Source organism: Sphingobium sp. TomTYG74 (assembly GCF_055393875.1).
Genome location: NZ_AP027341.1, coordinates 1,008,582 through 1,031,733 on the forward strand (window position 1 = coordinate 1,008,582; position 23,152 = coordinate 1,031,733).

Here is a 23,152-nt window from a genome sequence, read left to right on the forward strand (position 1 = left end):
CCCCCTCAACGCGCACTAAACGCGACGCGCAATAGCCGAAAATATAGGCCGGGAGTCAACCGGTTAGGAGCGGCCTTCCCCCGCCTGATGTCCCCTTGCGCCAAGCCATAGGCAATCCGCATTGGCCGCCATGATACGGGCCAGACCGGATCGCATGAAAAAAGCTTGTGCCGGGCAAGATCGATGGCCTTGGCGGCGAGATTAGGACTGCTGACATGACCTGAAAAATCCCACAGTGCCCATGCGGCCCCTGCCTGGATCAGCCAATCCGGGACTTCTGCTTCGCCCGCGAGCGATTGGAACAGTCCTCCTCCTCTTCCGATCGCATAAGCATCCAGATCATCGTCGGCGATGAGCGCTTCCCAGCCATCAAGCCATGCTGTCAGGCCTGCCGGTGGAGCTTCGCCAGCCGCGCGCAACGCATCGACCAGCGGATCACCCCTGCCCTTCATGCCCACTGCATCGGTCAACGCTTCCTGCCACCATGCGAGCCGCAACTGACAGATCATCGGTTCTGTCGTGGTAGCCACGACACGACCAAGACGCACATCCAACGTCCATAGTAAGCGGTGGCGCGAAATGTCGCCACCCGCGTAGGCGCAAAGTAAAGCGCCTAGTATCGAGGGTCGATCTTCCGTCTGATCAATCATTGCGCATATATCGTCCGCTATAGATTGTCGAAATTTTAATCATTCCCCGAATATTGGTCCTTCTAACTGCATATTTTCAGGCAGTGCGCCGCCGTGGCTGGGCCGGGGCGGATGAGCACGGGTGAGAGCAAATATGACCGACAGGATCAAGCGCGCGCTGTTCATTTTGATGCGGCTTTATCATAATCAGGCGGGCAACACGCTGATGATTGTGGCGGCGGCCCTCCTTCCGCTGCTAGGCTTGGTGGGAGGCGGTGTCGATATGAGCCGCCTTTACCTCACCAAGGCGCGGTTGCAGCAGGCCTGCGACGCCGGTGCGCTTGCCGGGCGAAAGCAGATGGGTGCCGGCGCCTGGAACGCCAACAACAACAAGGCCAACAGCGTCGCCGAACAACTGTTCGACGCCAACTTCACGCCCGGCAGCTATGGCACGGGCTTGCGCACGCGCAGCTTTTCCGAGAGCGGCGGCAACGTGACCGGCACCGCGTCGGCTCCGGTGCCCATGACCATCATGAAGGTTTTCGGATACACGTCAAAGACGGTCTATGTGAACTGCGATTCTGAAATGCGCATCCCCAACACCGATGTGATGTTCGTACTCGATACGACCGGGTCGATGGACGATCCCACTCCCGGAGATTCCGTAAAGAAGATCGACGGCCTCAAGAAGGCGGTCAAATGCTTCTATGAGGCGCTGGCGAAGATCGACATCGATAATGTCGATTGCGGCAGCACGCCCAGTGGCGGCAATAGCCCGACCGTCCAGCTTCGGTTCGGCTTCGTGCCCTATGCGACCAATGCAAACGTGGGCAAGCTGCTCAAGAATGAGTGGATGGAGGATTATCCAAGCTATCAGACGCGCGAAGCCCAGTTCACTCCGCAGAACGTTACCACGCCCGGCACGCCGATCGTAACCAGCTCCAACCAGACCGTTTCCGGCAACTGGAGCAATTGGGTGAATCTCCCTAACCAGACCACTTCGTCGGAGGCTAACTGTCTGGCTGCGGTGCCCGCCGATGGATATCTCTGGACCGGAAGTGAAAGCGATCCACAAAACGTCCAGTCCAGCACATCCGGCAATACAACCACCTATACTTGGTCGACCACTCAAGACGGCGAATACCGCGACTACGAAATGAGGGACTGGAGTAGCGGCAACGGCCGTTGCCGGACCAGATACAAGGAAAAAGACGCAACGTTTACAAGATATTATACCCGCACTGATACAACGACAACATCGACATCAACTGTGTTCAGTGGGTGGATATACAAGCAAAAGGCACTTGACGTGCGCGGGCTGAAAGCTGGCGGTAGCAGCTGGAACAGTAGCGTGACACTGCCTGTCGGGGACAATGGCACGGGGACCTCTGTGACGTGGGACGGCTGCATCGAGGAACGACAGGCATGGCAGAATACCGACGGCGATCCATCGAACGACTATGATCCAATTCCAAGCGCGGCTTGGGACATGGATATTGATATGATCCCGACCCCTGATCCCCAAACGCAATGGAAGCCGGTACTGCCCGGCGCGGTTTGGGGGCGCGTGGACTCATCGCTTAACAAGACCACAAGCGACATCACGATAACGGGGACGTGGTACTCGTCCTGGTGGACCACCTACGGCGTCAATGACATGCCCCGCAACTACAGCTACACCTGCCCCCGGCCCGCCCGAAAGCTCCAAAGCTACAAAGCATCGGGGGAAGTTTCCGATTTTAAAACTTACGTTGACGCCCTGTCTCCAAGCGGCAACACATATCATGATATCGGTTTGATCTGGGGCACGCGACTGATGTCCCCGACCGGGCTGTTCGCAAGCGAAAATGCGTTGACGGCAAATGGCGGCACGATCGAAAGACACATGATCTTCATGACGGACGGCGCATCGGTCGCCTCCAACACCAATCTCCTGGCGTACGGTCTCCCCTGGTGGGACCGACGGCAAGCCGCATCGACCAGCGATAGCGTACTCAAGGCGACGATCGATGCTCGCCTCGCCGCCCTGTGCAAGGCGATCAAAAACAAGAACATCACGCTGTGGGTCATCTATTACGGCGCCGTCGGCAGCGATGACTATACGCGCCTCAACACCTGCGCCAGCTCGGGCCGCTTCTACAACGCCACGAACAGCACCCAGTTGATCGACAAGTTCAAGTCGATCGCCAATGAGATCTCGCAACTAAGGTTGACCAACTGATGTCGGCGCGCCTTGCCCTCCAAGGGATCGCCCGTTCGGAACGGGGAAACACGATCGTCGAATTCGGCCTGATCGCGCCGGTGCTGATCGTTTTGCTGATGGGCATGCTCGACCTAGGGCATACGCTCTACATGCGGTCCGTCCTACAGGGTGCGATGCAGAAAGCAGCGCGCGACGCGAGTCTGGAGACCGGCACACAGAGCAGTGTGCAAGGGACGATCGATGCCGCCGTCACCGATCAGGTCCAGCGGCTCGCCAAAAATGCGACCGTGACGATCACCCGGACCAATTTTCGCGATTACACCAAGGCAGCCACGCCCGCGAAAGAGCCCTTCACCGACACGGACGGCAATGGCGCCTGTGGCGCTGGCGAACCCTATCAGGACAATAATAACAGCGGCAGCTGGGACATTGACAGCGGGCGAGGCGGCCAGGGCGGCGCGCAGGACACCGTCGTCTATTCAGCGCAGGTGGTCTATCCGCGCCTTTTCCCCTTCATGCACGTGGTCGGCTTGCCGGACAAGGTAGCGCTAGGCGCCTCGACGGCTCTGGTGAACCAGCCCTATGGTGACCAGGCGACCGTGATCGTGAGGAATTGCCCATGACCTTCCTTACCCACATCGGTTGCCTGCGTTATGATCGTAGCGGCGTTGCCATGGTCGAGTTCGCCCTCGCCCTGCCTTTCGTCGTTCTCGTCATGATGTCGGCGGCGGAACTCACCAATTTTACCACCACCAAGATGCGGGTCAGCCAACTCGCCTTGCAGATCGCGGACAACGCCTCGCGGATCGGCGCCGGTACGGTCTTGTCGAACAAGACCATCAGTGAGAAGCAGATCAACGAACTTTTCACCGGGGCTAATCTCCAAGCGGCCAAGCTTGGCCTGCTCACGAACGGGCGCATTATCCTGTCGAGCCTTCAGCCTGGTGCGGCAGCCAACACCTATCTCGTCAAGTGGCAACGCTGCAAGGGGCTGAAAAACTTCGTCTCCTCAAGCTATTTCACAGCGAGCGCGACGGAGCGGAACGTCGTCTCCAACAATCCCTACAATGTGTCCCCGCCATCCGACGGCGCCGTGATGTTCGTCGAGATCAGCTACACCTATCAGCCGCTGATCGGTACGCGCTTCCAGCCATTGTCCGAAATACGGGAAATCGCGGCCATGACCGTGCGCGACAATCGCGACTATGCGGGCGGCACAAATGGCATCTACAATAGCGAAAACGCGCCCGTGGCCAGTTGCTCAACCTTTTCGGCGAGCTGAGACTTTTTCGAACTTGCAGCGGAGGCCCTGGACGAGTTGTCTCCCGCCCAGGGCCTCCGCGCATGGTGTCAGGCGCGATAACACACCTTCTTAACCGCAGCGACAACCCGAGCCGCGTCGATGAGCGCGGCCTTTTCGAGGTTCGCGGCGTAGGGCAGCGGCACGTCTTCATTTGTCACGCGCAGCACCGGCGCGTCGAGGTCGTCGAAGCCCTGCTCCATCACCACTGCCGCGATTTCGGAGGCGATCGAACAAACCGGCCAGCCTTCCTCGACCACGACCAGACGGTTGGTCTTCTTCAGGCTGGCCAGCACCGTGGCCGTATCGAGCGGGCGCAGGGTGCGCAGGTCGATCACTTCGGCATCGACGCCTTCTGCCGCCAGTTGTTCGGCAGCTTCCAAGGCGATGCCCACGCCGATTGAGTAGCTGACCAACGTCACGTCCTTGCCCGCGCGCATGATGCGGGCCTTGCCGATCGGCAGAACATAATCATCGACCTTGGGCACATCGAAGCTGCGGCCGTAGACAAGCTCATTTTCAAGGAAGACCACCGGATCTTGTGACCGGATCGCCGCTTTCAACAAGCCCTTGGCGTCGGCAGCATCATAAGGAGCGATGACGATCAGGCCAGGGACAGCCGCATACCAGGGACCATAATTCTGGCTATGCTGGGCGCCCACGCGGCTCGCGGCGCCATTAGGACCGCGAAACACGATCGGACAGCGCATCTGCCCACCGGACATGTAATTGGTTTTGGCCGCCGAGTTGATAATGTGGTCGATCGCCTGCATGGCGAAGTTGAACGTCATGAACTCGACCACGGGGCGCAGACCGCCCATCGCCGCGCCAGCGCCAATGCCTGCAAAGCCATATTCGGTGATCGGGGTATCGATAACCCGTCGGTCGCCAAATTCGTCGAGCAGGCCCTGAGTGACCTTATAGGCGCCCTGATATTCGGCGACTTCTTCGCCCATCACGAAAACGCGCTCATCGCGGCGCATTTCTTCGGCCATCGCATCGCGCAGTGCTTCGCGAACCGTGGTCTTCACATATTCGGTGCCTTCAGGAAGAGCGGGGTCGGCAACACTGGCCTTCGCTTCCGAGGCAAGCTTGGCTGTACCGCTCTCCGCCTTCTTCGGTGCTTCGGGAGCAGCTTCGGCTTTTGCCGGGGGCGTACTCGCTTCAGCCTTGGGAGCAGAAACCTCACCGCCCTCGCCCGCCATCGTGGCGATGACAGTGCCCACCTTCACGCCCTCGGTGCCTTCAGGAATGACGATCGCGCCGATCTTTCCTTCGTCGACCGCCTCAAATTCCATCGTTGCCTTGTCCGTTTCGATTTCGGCAAGAATGTCACCGGAACGGACTTCGTCGCCTTCCTTCACAAGCCATTTGGCCAGCGTGCCTTCCTCCATCGTGGGAGAGAGCGCCGGCATCTTGATTTCGATACCCATTAATATTGCTCCACCAGCACGTCGGTATAAAGTTCGGACATCTCCGGTTCCGGCGACGTTTCGGCGAAGTCCGCCGCGTCGCTCACGATCTTGCGAATGTCCTGATCGATCTTCTTGAGTTCGTCTTCACTCACACCGGCGTCGGTCAGATATTTTTTTACGCCCTCGATCGGGTCCGACTTGTCCCGCATCGCCTGCACTTCCTCACGGGATCGATACTTGGCAGGGTCGGACATGGAGTGGCCGCGATAGCGGTACGTCTTCATCTCCAGCAGGATCGGGCCGTTACCTCCCTGCACCCACTTAAGTGCTTCCTCGGTCGCGCCGCGAACCGCAAGCACATCCATGCCATTGACCTGGATACCGGGAATACGGAAGCTTTCACCGCGACGGAACAGCTGATCTTCCGCCGAGGAGCGATTGACGCTCGTGCCCATGGCGTACTGGTTGTTCTCGATCACGAAGATGATCGGCAGCTTCCATAGCTCGGCCATGTTGAAGCTTTCGTAGACCTGCCCCTGGTTGGCAGCGCCGTCGCCGAAATAGGCAACGCAGACGCCGCCATCACCATTATATTTGTGCGCAAATCCGAGGCCCGCACCCAGCGAGACCTGAGCGCCAACGATGCCATGTCCGCCGAAAAATTTATGTTCGACGCTGAACATGTGCATCGAACCGCCCTTGCCACGCGAAATGCCAGCTTCACGGCCCGTCAGTTCCGCCATGATCACATTGGGGTCGATGCCATAGGCGAGCATGTGGCCATGGTCGCGATAGCCGGTGATAACGCTGTCTTTGCCAGGCTTGAGCGCGGATTGGATGCCGACGGCTACAGCTTCCTGGCCGATATAGAGGTGACAAAAGCCGCCGATCAGGCCGAGACCGTAGAGCTGGCCCGCCTTTTCCTCGAAGCGGCGGATGAGGACCATCTGCCGATAGAATTCCAGCAATTCTTCCTTCGTGGCCTTGTAATCCGAAGGAGTTTCGGGGCGAGGCCGGTTGTGATCCGCGCTGGCAGGACTTTGCGCCTTTGCCTTTGCACGCGAAGGACGCGGCGTCGTTGGTTTCGCCAAGGCTCTTATCCTTTTGCCTGGTGATGGATGGAAGGAAGCCCGATATAGCGACAGACCGGCCCGGATTGCAACGCCACAGCCCGCCTAATAACGCCATGCGACGTTGTGGCTCAGTTGAGCGGGACGATTACTTCGTCGTGGTGGACCACGCCGAGTTGCCGACGGATCAATTCGTCGCTCAAGTCGGGGTCGACGCGGCGCGGATTGAGCAGGTCTACGCGATTGCGAAGCTCATTCCGTTGCGCTTCAACCGACTTAAGTTCGGCCTGCGAACGGTGTAGCTGGCGAGTATAATCCCCCCACGCGAGAACGCCGTTTGAACCAAGCACGACATATCCGGCGAAGAACAGCAACAGCAGAACCGCAATAGCAGGCCCGAAGGCCGAAAATAACAACATGCGGAGCTTCGCGATGTGCGCCATGGAACAGTTGAATCACAGGCCGGAGCCGGCCGCAAGCAAAAACTGGTTAACTTGCGGCCGGTTGTTGAAATGAATTTAGCGGAAGATGGATCGGCCAGCGTAAACTGCGACGTCACCCAGTTCCTCTTCGATACGGATCAGCTGATTATATTTGGCAAGCCGATCCGACCGCGCCAGCGATCCTGTCTTGATCTGACCGCAATTGGTCGCCACCGCGAGGTCGGCGATGGTCGCGTCCTCTGTTTCGCCCGAGCGGTGGGACATGACAGCGGTATAGCGCGCGCGGTGAGCCATATTGACTGCCGCCAACGTTTCCGTGAGAGAACCGATCTGGTTCACCTTCACCAGCAGCGAGTTGGCAAGCCCCTTGCCGATTCCCATCTCCAGACGCTTGGGATTGGTGACGAACAAATCGTCGCCAACCAGCTGCACCTTGCCGCCGATCTTGTCGGTCAGCGCCTTCCAACCTTCGAAATCATCCTCGCTCATGCCGTCTTCGATCGACTTGATCGGATAGTCCGCACAGAGCGCCGCCAGATAATCGGCCATTTCGACCGGGTTCAGCGACAAGCCCTCGCCGGAGATTTCATATTTGCCGCTCTTGAAGAACTCCGTCGCGGCGCAGTCCAGCGCCAGCACCACATCATCGCCGGGCTTGTACCCTGCCTTTTCAACAGAAAGCATGATGAAGTCGAGCGCGTCACGCGTGGAGGCGATGTTGGGTGCAAAGCCGCCTTCGTCACCCACCGAAGTGGCGAGGCCCTTGTCATGAAGCCCCTTCTTGAGCGTGTGGAAAATTTCCGCACCAATGCGAACCGCGTCGGCGATGCTTTCCGCGCCGACGGGCATGATCATGAACTCCTGGAAGTCGATCGGGTTGTCGGCATGTTCGCCGCCGTTGATGATGTTCATCATCGGCACGGGGAGGACATGAGCCGAAACGCCGCCAACATAGCGGTAGAGCGGCAAGCCCCGAGCATCAGCGGCGGCCTTCGCTGTGGCCAAGCTGACACCCAGAATGGCGTTCGCGCCCAGGCGCCCCTTATTTTCAGTACCGTCGAGCGCGATCATCGCCGCATCGACCTCTGCCTGATCTTCCGCATCAAGGCCGATCAACTGTTCGGCAATCTCATCATTGACGGCCGCCACTGCTGCCAGCACGCCCTTGCCGAGATATTTGCTCTTGTCCCCGTCCCGCTTTTCGACCGCCTCATAGGCGCCCGTCGATGCACCGGAGGGAACCGCCGCGCGACCAAAGCTGCCATCTTCCAGCATGACATCGACTTCGACAGTGGGATTGCCCCGGCTATCAAGAATCTGACGAGCGTGGATATCGAGAATGGCGGTCATGGTCGCTCCCTGAATGCTGCAATGCGCCTTGAAATCGCGCCCCGCTTAGACAGCGCCTTCAGGATTAGCAATGCAGGGCTTGCATGGACTCGAAAAATGCCGATGCTCAAATTAGTAACGGCAACGGAACTGTGGCCCGCCGCGAGCATTGAGGACGGATATCCATTCGCCCGCATCGCGACCCCACAAAATCTGAGGAGACATAGGACGATGGCCGACACCCCGGAAACCCCGCCCGTCAAGCGCACCAAGAAGGCCACACCAGCAAAGCCCGCCAAGGGCAAGCCCGTTGCGACCCGCGAAGCGACCCCCGCCGCGCCCGCTCCGGCCAAGACAGCGGCGATACGGCCAGCACCGACCACTAAGTCAGGTAACGGCGCCGCGTCACATGGCTGGGCAGCACAGATCGCACCGCTGAAAGCACAGGCGGAAAAGGCCGCTCGGACGGCAGCTGACAAATTCAACACCGTTGACTGGAAGACGCATATCGATCCGTTGAAGGATCAGGCAACGAAGACCGCCATGTCCGCAGCGGTCGTTGCCAAGGACAAGACCGGCACCGCGATGCAAAGCCTTGCCAAGCTGATCACGGACACGGCGGGAACTGTCGATGCGAAGCTGGGTCCGCAATATGGCGACTATGCGCGGCAGGCGGCCGAAGCCGTGGCGGGAGCTGCCGACACGTTGGACAGCAAGGACGTCGATCAACTGATGACCGAAGCGCGCGATTTCGTGCGCAAAAGCCCTGCTGTGGCAATCGGCGCGGCAGCGGTGGTCGGCTTCGTCCTGATGCGGTTGGCCAAGGGTTCAGACGACAAGGCTTGAGCCCGACGTACCATCCATCACGCAAATGCCCCGACGCTGGGGCGGAGGGGTTTTTGACCGACGAACCTAGCCTGATCGCAGAGCCCCCCGAAGCCGGGCATGAGCAGGAGGACGGCGTCCGCGCGACGTTCGCCAAGCTGTATACGGACGGACGGGCCTACGCCGATGCGGAGATTGAGCGGCAGAAGCTGCGCGTCGGCATAGCTGGTGCCGGTGTTCGAGATGCTGCGATCTTCGCGACTATTGGCTTCCTGCTCAGCTTCGCGGGTCTGGTCGCATTTCTGGTGGGACTCGTAATGGCGCTTAGCCCCCATCTGGGAGCAGGCTGGTCAGCGCTGGCGGTGTTCGGCGTGGCTTTGCTCATCGCTGCCATATTGCTGTTACTCGCAAAGGCCAGGATCTCGCGCATGCGGAGGGCCATCAAGGCATGAATGGAACCGAAAAATATCGGCAAGCCGCGATTGATGCGGAGCAGCGGAAGGCTCGGTTTCTATCCAGTCTGTCGGCGGCGAAGGCTCGCATAGCGCCGGGACGGCTGAAGCAGGACCTCAAGGAGAAGGCGGCAAGAGGGATCACCAATGGTCGCACCTATGTGTCGACCAAGGTTCATGAGCAGCCGATTGCCGTTGGAGCGACAGGAGCGGCTCTGCTGATCTATCTTTTCCGAAACCCGATTTCGGCACTTTTCAAACGGACATACGTTCGGATTACTAACCGTAACCCGGAAAGAGCGGAGACTGACCATGGCTGATATTCATGCCCAGATCACTCGCGTGCGCGACGCAGCGAACGACATTGCCGGAACTGCCACAGGCAAGTTCCGGGATTCTACAGAGAAGGCTCGGGAAAATGCCGCTGAGCTGATCCAGACCGGCCGCGAGCGCGCGGGTGACGCCTATAGCGATGTGCGTGATCGCACTCAGCGGGTTGCGGCTCGGGCCAATGAGATCGTTCAGGAACACCCTGTCGCCGCTGTCGCTGGCGCAGTAGCTGCTGGAGCCGTCGTGGCTTGGCTGTTCCCCAAGAGCCGCAGGGCGATGAAGGCTCTTCCCGCTATTGCCGTTACGGCGGGCAGCCGTGTCGTGGAAGCGGCTTTGGCAGCGAGCGCGGCCGCCGCCCAAGGCGCGGAGAATATCAAGGCTGGAGCAACTGACGCCCTGCACCATGCGCAAGATAGCGCCACCAAGACTGCCGCTTCCGCTCGCGATGCCGCTGCCTCCGCCGATATCACCGGAACCGCCTCGCGCATGGCCGACGACCTGGTGTCGCTTGTCGCCAGCAAAATCGACACTGTTAGCGAGGCGCTCAAGGCCCGATTGCCGAAACGCTGACCGCCGGAACGTTCGAAAGCTGTAGCTTTTGTGACGAAGCCTTGGACAGGAGTGGAGCCGTTGCTAAGGTGACCGCTCCTTCTAAGGGAGACAGATTATATTATGAGCAAACTCCACCTAGTTATGGGCGGGCGCGTCAAAAATCCTCAGACGCTGGAATTTGAAGATTTGAACTCAATCAATGTGGTCGGCGTCTTTCCTGACTATGCATCCGCTGAGAATGCATGGCGAGGTGCAGCACAGCGAACTGTTGATGACGCCGAAATGCGTTATGTGATCGTTCATCTGCATCGCCTGCTGGAGCCGGATTTGCCACCAGCCTGAACAATCACACGATTGGCCGGGGTCCTTTGCGAAATCGCCAGAGCAGCAAGGGCCGGGTCAGCACCAAGCCTACAAGGAAGCCCCCGATGTGAGCGGCTATGGCGATTTGACCAAGATCGCCAAAGCCGCCACGCGACGACGCGACGCCGATCATGAGCTGAAGGATGATCCAGCCAGCGGCCAGCCAGATCACGCGCAGAAAGTTGGCGGAAAACGGGCCGATCCGCCGTACCGCACGCTGGCCATAGAGTAGAGCATAGGTCGCGAGAACGGCCGATATGGCGCCACTCGCGCCAACCATGGGGCTAGGCGAAGCGGGTCCTGCCACCCATTGCAATAAAGCCGCGCCATAGGCACCGGCGATATAGAGGATCAGAACCGCACGCATTTGCAGCACCTGCTCTACCTGCCGCCCGCAAAAGACCAGCATCAACAGGTTGAAACCAATGTGTAGCCAACCCGCATGGATCAGCGTGCAACTGAGTGGTGTCAGCCACACAGGCACAGCAACTACGCCTGCAAAAAGCTGAGGATCGTCAATCCTGGCCGGAATAAAGCCACCTAGGATGGCGGCGGTGTCCACCTGGCCAGTCAGAGACAATATTAGAAAGGCGGCGAAAGTGATCACCGCGATCCCATTTGTCATACGGCCCGATGGCAGTTTCACCGGTTTAGATGAATTCGATCTTGTCGATCAGGTAGAATTTGTCGCCTGCCGGAACCGACACCTCAATTTCTTCCCCGACCTGACGGCTGATAAGGGCGCGTCCCAATGGGCTATTGTAGCTGATCATGCCAAGCTTCGCGTCGGCTTCGGCCTGCCCCACGATCTGGTAGCGAACCGGCTTTTCATCTTCATCCAGCAAGGTAACGGTCGCACCGAACACGACCTTGTCACCCGACAGTGATTTGGGGTCGATGATCTGGGCGCGTGAGAGCTTGTCCTCGAGGTCGGCGATGGTGGCTTCAACCTGTCCCTGCCGTTCCTTAGCCGCGTGATATTCCGCATTTTCGGACAAGTCGCCGTGGGCACGAGCTTCCTCGATGGCGTCCACGATCAAAGGCCGTTCGGCCTTCAATTCGCGGAGCTGCGTATTGAGCTTGTCATAGCCCATTTGCAGCATCGGCATCTTTTCGACGGTCGCCATTATTGCAAATCCTTCGTCAAAACTTCCCTTTGGCGGCTCCAACTCGGAGCCACCCGCAGCGTGCTTCCTTGTGCAGGGGATCAGGCTTGCGACAGGGGATAATAGGACTGGAGCGACCGCACTTCAAGGGCATGGCCTTGAAGAGCTTCAATCGCGTCAGCCGCAGCGACTGATGCTGCCGCCGTGGTGAAGCTGGCCACCTTGGCACGCAGCGCGCTGGTGCGGATCGCCTTGCTGTCCTTTAGCGACTGCCAGCCTTCGGTGGTGTTGAAGATCAGATCGACATCACCATCGGTGATCTTGTCCACGATGTGCGGACGGCCTTCGGCGACCTTGTTCACCGACTGGACCGCGATGCCCTTCTCTTCCAGATAGCGGGCGGTGCCGCCGGTCGCGACGATGGTGAAGCCCAGCCCTGCCAGCTTCTGTACCGCAGGCAGGATAACAGGCTTGTCGCTGTCCTTGACGGATACGAAGGCGGTGCCACTCTTGGGGAGAACGGTGCCGGCGCCGATCTGCGCTTTGGCGAAGGCGGTCGCAAAATCGCTGTCGATGCCCATGACTTCGCCGGTGCTTTTCATTTCGGGCGAGAGGACCGGATCGACGCCGGGGAAACGGGCGAAGGGGAAAACCGCTTCCTTGACTGCAACGTGCGAAATCGCGTGGCGGTCAATTTTCGGCAGGTCCTTCAGCTTCTCGCCCGCCATGACGCGCGCGGCGATCTTCGCGACGGGTGAGCCGATGGCCTTGGCCACAAAGGGGACGGTGCGGCTGGCGCGCGGGTTTACCTCAATCAGGTAAACGACCCCGTCCTTGACCGCGAACTGGATGTTCATCAGGCCGCGCACCGAAAGCGCACGGGCCAAAACGTCGGTCTGACGGTCGATCTCCGCGATCACCTCATCCGACAGGCTGTAGGGCGGCAGCGAGCAGGCGCTATCGCCGGAATGGACGCCTGCTTCCTCGATATGCTGGAGGACGCCCGCGACCACCACGTCTTCGCCGTCGCAGAGCGCGTCGACGTCCACCTCGGTCGCGTCGCGCAGATATTGGTCGATCAGCACCGGGGAGTCGCCGGACACCTGAACGGCTGTGGCGATATATTCCTCAAGCTGCGCCTGGCCATCGACGATCTCCATGGCGCGGCCGCCAAGGACATAGGACGGTCGCATCAGGACCGGGTAGCCGATGCGGTTGGCGACCGCGATCGCCTCCTCGCGGCTGCGGGCGATGCCGTTGGCGGGCTGCTTGAGCTTGAGTTTGTCGATGAGCGCCGCGAACCGTTCGCGGTCTTCGGCAAGGTCGATCGCGTCGGGCGAGGTGCCGAGGATGGGTACGCCCGCATCCTCCAGCGCCTGCGCGAGCTTGAGCGGGGTCTGGCCACCGAATTGGACGATGACGCCCGCAAGCGTGCCGTTCGACATTTCGACGCTCAGGATTTCGAGCACGTCCTCAGCGGTCAGCGGCTCGAAATAGAGGCGGTCGGAGGTGTCATAATCGGTCGAAACCGTTTCCGGGTTGCAGTTGATCATGATCGTCTCAAAGCCCGCGTCCGACAGCGCGAAACAGGCGTGGACGCAGCAATAGTCGAACTCGATCCCCTGCCCGATCCGGTTGGGACCGCCGCCAAGGATCACGACCTTCTTGCGGTCGCTGGGCTGCGCCTCATTCTCCGCCTCGCCGAAGATCGGCGCTTCATAGGTGGAGTACATATAGGGCGTCTTCGCCTCGAACTCTGCGGCGCAGGTGTCGATGCGCTTGAAGACGGGGCGCACGCCTAGCTTGTGGCGCAGACTGCGTACTTCGGCTTCGGTGACACCGCCGGTCATCGCCTTGACCGCTTCATGGATCAGGCCCGAGCCGCGTGCGATGCCGCGTTCCATGCCGCGCAGATTGGCGGACTTGAGCGCCAGATGGGCGAGGCGCTGGTCGGAAAAGCCCATGGCCTTCAGACGGCGCATGCCGTCCGCGTCCTGTGGCAGGCCATTCGCCAGCACTTCGGCTTCCGCGTCGATGATTTCCTTGATCCGCTCCAGGAACCAGGGATCGAACTTGGCGATATTGTGGATTTCGGCGACGGTCAGCCCTTCGCGCAGGGCTTGCGCGGCGACGAGCAGGCGGTCGGGCGTCGGTGAGGCAAGCGCCGCGACAATGTCGTCCTTGGGCGCGCCGACCAGATGCTGGACCTCATTGAAGCCGCAGAGGCCGGTTTCAAGGCCACGCAGCGCCTTCTGCATCGATTCATGGATGTTGCGGCCGATCGCCATCACCTCGCCCACCGACTTCATAGCGGTGCCGAGCAGCGGTTCTGACCCCTTGAACTTTTCGAAGGCGAAGCGCGGGATCTTGGTCACGACATAGTCGATGGTCGGCTCGAAGCTAGCCGGGGTCGCGCCGGTGATGTCATTCTCGATCTCGTCCAGCGTGTAGCCGACGGCGAGCTTCGCGGCGACCTTGGCGATCGGGAAGCCGGTTGCCTTCGACGCCAGCGCTGACGAACGCGAGACGCGCGGGTTCATTTCGATGACGATCAGGCGGCCGTCCTTCGGATTGACCGCGAACTGTACGTTGGAACCGCCTGTTTCCACGCCGATTTCACGCAGCACCGCGATGCTCGCGTTGCGCATGATCTGATATTCCTTGTCGGTCAGCGTCAGCGCTGGCGCCACGGTGATGGAGTCGCCGGTATGGACGCCCATCGGATCGATATTTTCGATCGAGCAGATGATGATGGCGTTGTCGTTGCGGTCGCGGACGACCTCCATCTCATATTCCTTCCAGCCGAGGAGCGATTCCTCGATCAGGACTTCGGTGGTGGGCGAGGCATCCAGCCCGCCGCGCACGATGTTCATGAACTCGTCGCGATTATAGGCGATGCCGCCGCCGGTGCCGCCCATTGTGAAGCTGGGGCGGATGATCGCGGGCAGGCCGGTGAACTCCAGCGCCTCCATCGCCTCTTCCATCGTGTGGGCGATGCGCGAGCGGGCCGATTCCAGCCCAATCTTGTCCATGGCGTCGCGGAACTTGATCCGATCCTCCGCCTTGTCGATGGCTTCGGCATCCGCGCCGATCATCTGGACGCCGAACTTTTCCAGCGTGCCATCGTTGAAGAGCGCGAGCGCGGTGTTGAGCGCGGTCTGGCCGCCCATTGTCGGCAGCACCGCGTCGGGGCGTTCCTTCTCGATGATCTTCGCCACGATTTCGGGCGTGATCGGCTCGACATAGGTCGCGTCGGCGAATTCCGGGTCGGTCATGATGGTGGCCGGGTTGGAATTCACCAGGATGATGCGATAGCCCTCTTCCTTGAGCGCCTTCACCGCCTGCGTGCCCGAATAGTCGAACTCGCAAGCCTGACCGATGATGATCGGGCCAGCGCCGATGATGAGGATGGAGGAGATGTCGGTGCGTTTGGGCATGTCGGCCTTCTGTTATTTGTTAGACTTTGAGGGGGGAGGCCCGAACATTATTTCGGGTTGAGGATTAACGGGTATCAGCCCGAACTTTGCCATCTTGAAAACCGGCGCTTCCAGCTTGCACGTTTGGCGCACCAACTGATCGAACTGAGCTCGCGACTGAATAACAGCCGACCTCAAAAATATGACGCGATCAGTGCCCCAGTCCTTGTCGCAAGCCGGCGGTTGAAAGTTAGGAAGGCGCGCAACTTCAGACGCATTAACGTAAGAACCACATGTTGTAATCGACCAATAACGTGCGCGATTGAAGGCCTTTTTGTAAAAGTCTGCCACCGCCTTTTCCGATCCCGTCAAAGGAGAGGAAAAAGCAGCTCCCACGTAGTATTTGCTCTCACCACCAATTTTATAGACTCCCTCGGTGCGCTTTTCGCATTCAGAAACTGATTGCGCCAAACAGGCAGCGCTCAGAATGAGATTAACGCTTAAGGCCGAAGCGAACACCACAAGCCGCGCTTTATGGAATCCAACCATCAATGCACGCCCCCTCGAGCTTCGCAGCCCCAGCCGTCATATTCGACGCCGCAGAGGATTTCGATCTGGAGGCATTTCTTCGTCAGGGCGCGGATCGACTGTTCATCGACCGGCTGCTCGCACTCAAGGAACAGGTACAGATCGCCATCCTCATCCTCTTCGCGGTCCAGCTCGACGAAGCCGAACTGGCTGGCGATGGTCAGGACGCGTTCGAAATCCTTTTCGCTGCCCTTGAAGCTGACATCGACCGGGCGCGCCAGACGCGCCACGTCGCCATTGGCGGCGAGATTGGCGAGGACTTCCTTGTCCGCCTCCCACTCCTGCGCAAGGCGGGCTTCGTCAACCGGGGGCAGGTTGAGGCTCACTTAAGCCCCTCAACGAAGCGCTGGAACAGGTAGAAGCTGTCCTGCGGGCCGGGGGAGGCTTCGGGGTGATACTGGACCGAGAAAGCCCTCTTGTCGGTCAGTTCGATGCCGCAATTGCTGCCGTCGAAGAGCGACACATGGGTCGGCTTCACATTGGCGGGCAGCGTGTCGCTGTCGACCGCGAAGCCGTGGTTCATGGAGGTGATTTCCACCAGACCGTCCGACAGGCGCTTGACCGGGTGGTTGGCGCCGCGATGCCCCTGGTGCATCTTTACGGTCTTGGCACCGGCGGCAAGCGCCAGCATCTGGTGGCCGAGGCAAATGCCGAAGACGGGCTTGTCGGCTTCCAATACCTGCTTGATAACGGGCACGGCATATTCGCCAGTCGCGGCCGGATCGCCGGGGCCGTTGGAGAGGAAGACGCCGTCGGGCTTCTGCTCCATCACCTGTTCGAAGGTGGCGGTGGCGGGGAGGACGGTGACGCGGGCGCCCGCCTTTACGAGGTTGCGGAAGATGTTGTTCTTTGCGCCATAGTCGATGGCGACGACATGGGGGCGTTCCTGCCCCGCTTCATCCTTGCCGTAGCCGTGGCCGAGCTTCCACACGCCGTCTTTCCAGAGGCGGCTTTCCTTGGCGGTGACTTCGATGGCGAGGTCCATGCCTTCGAGGCCGGGCCAGTTGGCGGCCTTTTTCGCGAGGGCGGCGAGGTCGAAATTGCCTTCCGGGTTATGGGTGATGACGACGTTGGGCGCGCCCTTGAGGCGGATCATGCGGGTGAGCGCGCGGGTGTCTACGCCCGACAGGCCGATGCGGCCATTTTCGCGCATCCATTGGTCGAAGGGTTCGACGTTGCGGAAGTTGCTGGGCTCCGTCACGTCCTGCCGCACGACGCAGCCAAGCGCGAAGGGGTTGTCCGCTTCGACATCGTCCAGGTTGGTGCCGACATTGCCGATATGGGGGAAGGTGAAGGTGACGATCTGCCCCGCATAGCTGGGGTCGGTCATCACTTCCTGATAGCCGGTCATGGCGGTGTTGAAGCAGAGTTCGCCGACCGCTTCGCCCACTGCACCAAAGCCACGGCCGAACACCGCGCTGCCATCGGCGAAAACCAATACCCCTGTCGCTCCTTTGGGCACGGTGAGGGTCTTGGCATCAGCCATGGTCGTAGCGTCCTTTATGCTTTTTGCGGGAACCCGTCTGCAGCGGGTTAAACGGCCGGTCACCTATGCCTGTGAGGCCGTGCGGTCAACCACTGTAAAAAATCTCTTTAGGCGTTATATCTGGTCTTTTCCGGCAGAACAGGATTCGTATCGCCATGATTCGCGAGCAGGTTAAGAGCGCCCAGGTCGAAGCCATGAAGGCGGGGGACAAGGAACGCCTGGCCGCGGTGCGTTTGATCCTGGCGAAGCTGAAGGATCGGGATATCGAACTGCGCACGGCGTCGAGCGTGCCGGATGACGATACGATCGTTGTCGAGGTGCTGCAGAAGATGGTGAAGCAGCGGCGCGAATCGATCGAGATGTTTCGCAATGGCGGGCGCGAAGAGCTGGCGGCGAAGGAAGAGGCCGAGCTGGGCGTGATCGGGAGCTTTCTGCCGCAACAGCTGAGCGAGGATGAGACGCGGGCTGCGATCGAGGGAATCAAGGCGGAGGTTGGTGCTGCGAGCGTCAAGGATATGGGGAAGGTCATGGCCGTGCTGAAGGAACGGCATGGGTCGGTGATTGACATGAGCAAGGCTAGTGGGCTGGTGAAGGCGGCGCTTAGCTGACATTTAGAGGCAATGAGCCTCTCCCCTGCCTTTCTTGATGAACTGCGCATGCGGACTTCGCTGTCGACGCTGATCGGGCGGACGGTGAAGGTGCAGAAGGCGGGGCGCGAGTATAAGGCGTGCTGCCCTTTTCATAATGAGAAGACGCCTAGCTTCACCATCAATGATGAGAAGGGCTTCTATCACTGCTTCGGCTGTGGGGCGCATGGGGACGCGATCCGGTGGATGACGGATCAACGCGGGCTGCCCTTCATGGAGGCGGTGAAGGAGTTGGCGGCGACGGCGGGCATGGATGTGCCTGCGCCCGATCCACGGGCGGCCAAGCGGGCCGAGCAGGCGAAGGGTCTGCATGACGTCATGGCGGCGGCGCAGGCTTTGTTCGAGGCACAGCTTGGCGGGATCGAGGGGGCGGAGGCGCGGGATTATCTTGTCCGGCGCGGGATTAGTGACGCGACGCGGCGGGCTTTTGGTTTTGGCTATTCGGCGGATTCGAAGGGAAAGCTGAAGGGTGCGCTGAACGAATTTGGCGAGCCGATGCTGATCGAGGCGGGGTTACTGATCGATCCGGATGGCACCGAGCCGGACGGCGGAAAAAGTAAGAAACGCGAGAGCTATGATCGGTTCCGGGGACGGCTGATGCTGCCGATCCGGGATATTCGCGGGCGGGTGATTGCCTTTGGCGGGCGTATTCTGGGGGCTGGCGAGCCTAAATATCTGAACTCGCCCGACACGCCGCTCTTCGACAAGGGGCGGACGCTCTACAATATCGATCGCGCCTCCCCAGCGAGCCGCCAGAGCGGGCGGGTGATCGTGGTCGAAGGCTATATGGACGTGATCGCGCTGGCGCAGGCGGGCTTTGGCGAGGCGGTGGCGCCGCTGGGCACCGCGCTGACGGAGCATCAGATCGAGCGGCTGTGGAAGATGGTGGATGTGCCGCTGCTGTGCTTCGATGGCGATGCGGCGGGGCAGAAGGCGGCGATCCGGGCGGCTATGCGGGCGCTGCCGCTGCTGCGACCGGGGATGAGTTTGGCCTTTGCGACGCTGCCTGCGGGGCAGGACCCGGACGATCTGATCCGGGCAGAGGGGCCGGGCGCGATGGAGCGGGTGCTGGATGCGGCGGAACCGTTGGTGGAGCGGCTGTGGGCTTATGAGCAGAAGGCCGCGCCATTGGATACGCCCGAGCAGCGGGCGGCGCTGAAGCAGCGGCTGCGCACGATTACCGACGCCATCGCGCATCCCGATGTGCGGGCGCATTATGTGCAGATTTTCCGTGAGCGTTATGATGCGCTGTTTTTTGCGCGGCAGACGCAGGCGAACGCCCCCCGGCATCAGCGCGGGAGCGGGACTCGGCAAGGGTGGCAGCGCGACCGGCGCGGGAACTGGAAGCCTCCCCTGCCCCCCGTCGGGAACGAGGCGCGGGCGATCGGCGTCAGCGGCATGGAGCAGCGGCTGCTGCGCGCGGTTCTGGCGAGTTTGTTGCGGCATCCCGAGCAGATAATGATGCACCGGGAAATGCTTTCGGCGCTGCATATCGGCGATTCGGCGCTGGCCGAACTGATGCGCGCGATGATTGCCGCATCGTTCCGACAAGAAACAGTTGAAACAGAGGGCCTCCTTACCATATTGGGCCAAGGTGAAGTGTATAATATGGCGAAGGGGATGCTCCGGGCCGACACGTTCACATTCACCCCCAGCAGGATGAAGACCGATCCCGGTCGCGTTCAGCGCGATCTGGAGGAGGCTATCCGGGTGATGGCACAAGGACCGGAGTTGGAGACGGCGCTGGCGGAGGCGACGAGGCGGGCGAGGGAAGACCTTAACGAGGAAACCTTTGCCGAGCAGCAGCGGATCCAGCGGTTAAAAATGGATCATGACCAGCGCCTGGCGGAACTGGCGCAGTCCGAAGATATTGTTTGATAGATCGTCCCCCGGCGGGATGATGGAGCTAAGGCGAATAAATGGCGAGCAAGGCGACAGGCAAGGGTGCGGGCGAGGATGTGGATAGCGGCGATGCACCGCTGCTCGATCTGAATGAGGCTTCGGTCAAGAAGCTGATCGCGCGCGCCAAGAAGCGCGGCTACATCACCTATGACGAGTTGAACGACGCCCTGCCCCAGGACCAGATGTCCTCCGAGCAGATCGAGGACATCATGGCCGCGCTCAACGAAATGGGCGTGAACATCGTCGAGAATGAAGAAGCCAGCGAGGACGGCGACGAGCAGCGCGAGCGCGAAGATGCCGAGGACGCCGAAGATGATTCGGGCGATGAAGAAGGCGCGCCCAAGCTCGTCACCGAGAAGAAGAAGGAAACGGTCGATCGCACCGACGACCCGGTGCGCATGTATCTGCGCGAAATGGGCGCGGTCGAACTGCTCAGCCGCGAGGGCGAAATTGCCATCGCCAAGCGTATCGAGGCCGGCCGGGACACGATGATCCTGGGGCTGTGCGAAAGCCCAACGACCTTCAACGCGATCATCGAATGGTCGACCGCCCTTAACAATGGCGAGATGCAGCTGCGCGAGATCCTGGACCTCGACGCGATGCTTTCCAAGGACCCTGCTCCGGAGAATCTGGAGGAAGGCGCCGAGGATGATGACGGCGAGATCAGCGAGAAAACCGCTGGCCCCAGCTTCAAGGAAGAGGAGGAGCCGGAGGAAGAGGCAGCCGATTCCGACGAGGATGAGGACGGCCTGACCGAACGCCGTGCCCGGCGCGTGGAAGAGGAAGAGGAGGAAGACAACACCCTCTCCCTCGCCCAGATGGAAGAGACGCTCAAGCCGATGGCGCTTGAGAAATTCGCGACCATCACGGAGATTTTCCGCGCCTTCTCGCGTGCTCAGGAATCGCGCATGGCCGCGATGGCCAATAGCGAGACGCTGAGCCAGAAGGCCGAGGACAATTATCAGGAACTGCGCGAGCGGCTGACCGCCGAGGTCGAAAGCGTCCAGTTCCACCAGCAGAAGATCGAATATCTGGTCGATCAGCTCTATGCCTATAACCGTCGTCTGACGGCGCTGGGCGGGCAGATGCTGCGTCTGGCGGAACGGCATAAGGTCAGCCGCAAGGACTTCCTCGACCGCTATGTGAACCATGAACTGGACGACGCCTGGCTCGACAAGGTTCAGGGCCTCGACAAGAAATGGGCCGCTTTTGCGGCAGCCGAAGCGCGCGCCGTCGAGCGCATCCGTGCCGAGGTGAGCGAAATCGCGCAGGCGACCGGCATGTCGCTCGGCGAGTTCCGGCGCATCGTCAACATGGTGCAGAAGGGCGAGCGCGAGGCGCGGATCGCGAAGAAGGAAATGGTCGAGGCGAACCTGCGCTTGGTCATCTCCATCGCTAAAAAATATACGAACCGTGGCCTGCAATTCCTTGATCTTATTCAGGAAGGCAACATCGGCCTGATGAAGGCGGTCGATAAATTCGAATATCGCCGCGGCTACAAGTTCAGCACCTATGCGACCTGGTGGATTCGTCAGGCGATCACCCGTTCGATCGCCGACCAAGCGCGGACCATCCGTATTCCGGTCCACATGATCGAGACGATCAACAAGCTGGTCCGCACGTCCCGCCAATTCCTGCATGAGCAGGGACGCGAGCCGACTCCGGAGGAAATGGCCGAGCGCCTTTCCATGCCGCTGGAGAAGGTGCGCAAGGTGATGAAGATCGCCAAGGAGCCGATCTCCCTCGAAACGCCGATCGGCGACGAGGAGGATTCGCACCTCGGCGATTTCATCGAGGACAAGAATGCGGTCATCCCGGTGGATGCTGCGATCCAAGCGAATCTGAAGGAAACCGTCACGCGGGTTCTGGCTTCGCTGACGCCGCGCGAGGAACGCGTGCTGCGCATGCGTTTCGGCATCGGCATGAACACCGATCACACGCTGGAAGAAGTGGGCCAGCAGTTCAGCGTGACTCGCGAACGTATCCGCCAGATCGAGGCGAAGGCGCTCCGCAAGCTGAAGCACCCGAGCCGCAGCCGGAAAATGCGGAGCTTCCTCGACCAGTAGAGCATGATCTTAGTTGGGTGAGAGAGACACCCCGGACTTGCTCCGGGGTCCTCCCTTCTTCTGGCGACGGCAAGGTAGCGGGACCCCGGGTCGAGCCCGGGGTGACAGAAAAAGGACACCTTGATGCGGGGGCTCCTGTGTAGGACGACCCCGATCTAAAGGTTGGAAATCGGCGAAACGAACAAGAAGGGCGGCTTTTAGGGCCGCCCTTTTTTTCGTCTCATAAACCGCTCTTTTACCTCAACTTCCTATGGTCGTCGCAACAGACACACTGGCGCGGCGGCCGCAGGGGTTATCATGAACGAAGCAGCTACACGCTTGGCGACAGGCGACATATCTCAGGTGATCGAGGCGCTGGTGGCGGCTGATGGAACGGCCGCCCATGCTCATGCGAGCAGCGCAAGGACGATCATGAGCCGTGACGCTGTCCTGACATTGCCCGACCTCGCCGATGCCGCGCATTATCTATGCCTGCTGCACGGACGTCACCCAGGCGTCATTGATCACGCGGCAAACCGATCGGCAGACATCGCGGCTCGGGGCTGGCTAGTCCAGGCGGGGCAAGCGTTTGCGCGGGAGCGAGCCTATCTGACGCAAGTTGCGGTGGCGCTAGGCCCGATACCCAGCACAGCGGGGCAGAGCGACTGTGAGACGATCGTCAGCCAGCAACGTCATGCGCTGGATATGCTGGCTCAATCGGACAGGCGCGGATGTGCCATGGGCGCAGCCATGGCGCTGGTGCTGGACTGGCAGGCTGTACGCGACGTGCTCGACATGGCGGCGATTCGCGTGGGGCTTGAACCCTATCCATCCGATCTTCCCGACCGGGCGCAGACCTTTGCCGTAGCGCGAGCAATCGGCAGCGACGGCGCGGCCGATCGGGCCATACAATTTGGCGCGCGGCAGTTGCTCAGCCAGCAGCGTGGCCTTTGGGACCTGCTGAAGGCGCGTGCCGAGGTTCGGCGGCAGAAACCGTAGGAATAACCGATTGCGGCGCTGGATCGCTTTCCCTACTCGGGTGGCAGTAGAG

The 23,152-nt window shown here is 60.5% G+C and carries 23 protein-coding genes; 12 read left to right on the forward strand and 11 right to left on the reverse strand.

What is annotated here, in order from left to right; all coding sequences use genetic code 11:
- Positions 1–5: 5 nt before the first annotated feature.
- Positions 6–530, reverse strand: coding sequence for a hypothetical protein (locus ACZ5TB_RS05165; RefSeq protein WP_464792249.1), 525 nt, complete (start codon positions 528–530; stop codon positions 6–8).
- A gap of 253 nt (positions 531–783) precedes the next feature.
- On the opposite strand from ACZ5TB_RS05165, the gene ACZ5TB_RS05170 reads away from it, so the two are divergent.
- Genes ACZ5TB_RS05170 through ACZ5TB_RS05180 form a run of 3 tightly spaced genes read left to right on the forward strand, consistent with a single transcriptional unit; the run spans position 784 to position 4,114 of the window.
- Positions 784–2,850: a Tad domain-containing protein gene (locus ACZ5TB_RS05170; RefSeq protein ID WP_464792250.1), complete on the forward strand. Its 2,067-nt coding sequence runs from the start codon at positions 784–786 to the stop codon at positions 2,848–2,850.
- Positions 2,850–3,455 (forward strand): TadE/TadG family type IV pilus assembly protein, encoded by a 606-nt coding sequence (locus tag ACZ5TB_RS05175; protein WP_464792251.1) that lies wholly within the window; start codon positions 2,850–2,852, stop codon positions 3,453–3,455. Before ACZ5TB_RS05170 ends, ACZ5TB_RS05175 begins: the two co-directional genes overlap by 1 nt.
- A complete protein-coding gene (locus tag ACZ5TB_RS05180; RefSeq protein WP_464792252.1) occupies positions 3,452–4,114 on the forward strand; it encodes a TadE/TadG family type IV pilus assembly protein in 663 nt (220 codons plus the stop codon). The genes ACZ5TB_RS05175 and ACZ5TB_RS05180 overlap by 4 nt, the downstream gene beginning before the upstream one ends.
- A 68-nt stretch (positions 4,115–4,182) precedes the next feature.
- On the opposite strand, the gene ACZ5TB_RS05185 is transcribed toward ACZ5TB_RS05180, so the two are convergent.
- The 4 genes from ACZ5TB_RS05185 to eno all read right to left on the reverse strand — a co-directional run bounded on the left by ACZ5TB_RS05185 (position 4,183) and on the right by eno (position 8,410).
- Positions 4,183–5,565, reverse strand: coding sequence for a pyruvate dehydrogenase complex E1 component subunit beta (locus ACZ5TB_RS05185; RefSeq protein WP_464792253.1), 1,383 nt, complete (start codon positions 5,563–5,565; stop codon positions 4,183–4,185).
- Complete coding sequence (gene pdhA, locus ACZ5TB_RS05190; protein WP_464792254.1) at positions 5,565–6,638, reverse strand: pyruvate dehydrogenase (acetyl-transferring) E1 component subunit alpha; 1,074 nt, start codon at positions 6,636–6,638, stop codon at positions 5,565–5,567. Before pdhA ends, ACZ5TB_RS05185 begins: the two co-directional genes overlap by 1 nt.
- Positions 6,639–6,748: 110 nt before the next feature.
- Positions 6,749–7,060 carry an FtsB family cell division protein gene (locus ACZ5TB_RS05195; protein WP_464792255.1) on the reverse strand — a complete coding sequence of 104 codons (312 nt, stop codon included), beginning with the start codon at positions 7,058–7,060 and terminating at the stop codon, positions 6,749–6,751.
- A 75-nt stretch (positions 7,061–7,135) separates the two neighbouring features.
- Entirely contained in the window at positions 7,136–8,410 is a 1,275-nt protein-coding gene (gene eno, locus ACZ5TB_RS05200) for a phosphopyruvate hydratase (RefSeq protein ID WP_464792256.1), read from the reverse strand.
- A gap of 210 nt (positions 8,411–8,620) precedes the next feature.
- Here eno and ACZ5TB_RS05205 point away from each other — a divergent pair, with 210 nt between their 5' ends.
- From ACZ5TB_RS05205 to ACZ5TB_RS05225, 5 genes are all read left to right on the forward strand, one after another.
- Positions 8,621–9,235 carry a hypothetical protein gene (locus ACZ5TB_RS05205; protein ID WP_464792257.1) on the forward strand — a complete coding sequence of 205 codons (615 nt, stop codon included), beginning with the start codon at positions 8,621–8,623 and terminating at the stop codon, positions 9,233–9,235.
- 53 nt (positions 9,236–9,288) lie between these two features.
- Positions 9,289–9,666, forward strand: coding sequence for a phage holin family protein (locus ACZ5TB_RS05210; protein ID WP_464792258.1), 378 nt, complete (start codon positions 9,289–9,291; stop codon positions 9,664–9,666).
- Positions 9,663–9,986 carry a hypothetical protein gene (locus ACZ5TB_RS05215; RefSeq protein ID WP_464792259.1) on the forward strand — a complete coding sequence of 108 codons (324 nt, stop codon included), beginning with the start codon at positions 9,663–9,665 and terminating at the stop codon, positions 9,984–9,986. Before ACZ5TB_RS05210 ends, ACZ5TB_RS05215 begins: the two co-directional genes overlap by 4 nt.
- Positions 9,979–10,566, forward strand: coding sequence for a hypothetical protein (locus ACZ5TB_RS05220; protein ID WP_464792260.1), 588 nt, complete (start codon positions 9,979–9,981; stop codon positions 10,564–10,566). Before ACZ5TB_RS05215 ends, ACZ5TB_RS05220 begins: the two co-directional genes overlap by 8 nt.
- A 102-nt stretch (positions 10,567–10,668) precedes the next feature.
- Complete coding sequence (locus tag ACZ5TB_RS05225; RefSeq protein ID WP_464792261.1) at positions 10,669–10,890, forward strand: DUF4170 domain-containing protein; 222 nt, start codon at positions 10,669–10,671, stop codon at positions 10,888–10,890.
- Between the two features lie 4 nt (positions 10,891–10,894).
- Here the strand turns inward: ACZ5TB_RS05225 and ACZ5TB_RS05230 are convergent, their stop codons facing one another.
- The 6 genes from ACZ5TB_RS05230 to carA form a co-directional block, all read right to left on the reverse strand.
- Positions 10,895–11,536 (reverse strand): rhomboid family intramembrane serine protease, encoded by a 642-nt coding sequence (locus ACZ5TB_RS05230; RefSeq protein WP_464792262.1) that lies wholly within the window; start codon positions 11,534–11,536, stop codon positions 10,895–10,897.
- A gap of 25 nt (positions 11,537–11,561) precedes the next feature.
- On the reverse strand, positions 11,562–12,038 hold the full coding sequence (greA, locus tag ACZ5TB_RS05235) for a transcription elongation factor GreA (RefSeq protein WP_449472156.1): 477 nt from the start codon (positions 12,036–12,038) through the stop codon (positions 11,562–11,564).
- Positions 12,039–12,118: 80 nt separating this feature from the next.
- A complete protein-coding gene (carB, locus tag ACZ5TB_RS05240) occupies positions 12,119–15,454 on the reverse strand; it encodes a carbamoyl-phosphate synthase large subunit (RefSeq protein WP_464792263.1) in 3,336 nt (1,111 codons plus the stop codon).
- 12 nt (positions 15,455–15,466) lie between these two features.
- Positions 15,467–15,982 (reverse strand): hypothetical protein, encoded by a 516-nt coding sequence (locus ACZ5TB_RS05245; protein WP_464792264.1) that lies wholly within the window; start codon positions 15,980–15,982, stop codon positions 15,467–15,469.
- Entirely contained in the window at positions 15,982–16,347 is a 366-nt protein-coding gene (locus tag ACZ5TB_RS05250) for a ribonuclease E inhibitor RraB (RefSeq protein ID WP_464792265.1), read from the reverse strand. The genes ACZ5TB_RS05245 and ACZ5TB_RS05250 overlap by 1 nt, the downstream gene beginning before the upstream one ends.
- On the reverse strand, positions 16,344–17,507 hold the full coding sequence (gene carA / locus ACZ5TB_RS05255) for a glutamine-hydrolyzing carbamoyl-phosphate synthase small subunit (protein ID WP_464792266.1): 1,164 nt from the start codon (positions 17,505–17,507) through the stop codon (positions 16,344–16,346). Before carA ends, ACZ5TB_RS05250 begins: the two co-directional genes overlap by 4 nt.
- A gap of 155 nt (positions 17,508–17,662) precedes the next feature.
- On the opposite strand from carA, the gene ACZ5TB_RS05260 reads away from it, so the two are divergent.
- The 4 genes from ACZ5TB_RS05260 to ACZ5TB_RS05275 all read left to right on the forward strand — a co-directional run bounded on the left by ACZ5TB_RS05260 (position 17,663) and on the right by ACZ5TB_RS05275 (position 23,100).
- Positions 17,663–18,115 (forward strand): GatB/YqeY domain-containing protein, encoded by a 453-nt coding sequence (locus tag ACZ5TB_RS05260; protein WP_464792267.1) that lies wholly within the window; start codon positions 17,663–17,665, stop codon positions 18,113–18,115.
- Positions 18,116–18,127: 12 nt separating this feature from the next.
- On the forward strand, positions 18,128–20,032 hold the full coding sequence (gene dnaG / locus ACZ5TB_RS05265) for a DNA primase (RefSeq protein WP_464792268.1): 1,905 nt from the start codon (positions 18,128–18,130) through the stop codon (positions 20,030–20,032).
- A gap of 41 nt (positions 20,033–20,073) precedes the next feature.
- Positions 20,074–22,122, forward strand: a complete 2,049-nt coding sequence (gene rpoD / locus ACZ5TB_RS05270; RefSeq protein WP_464792269.1) for an RNA polymerase sigma factor RpoD — start codon at positions 20,074–20,076, stop codon at positions 22,120–22,122.
- 297 nt (positions 22,123–22,419) lie between these two features.
- Positions 22,420–23,100: a DUF6975 family protein gene (locus tag ACZ5TB_RS05275; protein WP_464792270.1), complete on the forward strand. Its 681-nt coding sequence runs from the start codon at positions 22,420–22,422 to the stop codon at positions 23,098–23,100.
- Positions 23,101–23,152: the final 52 nt, after the last annotated feature.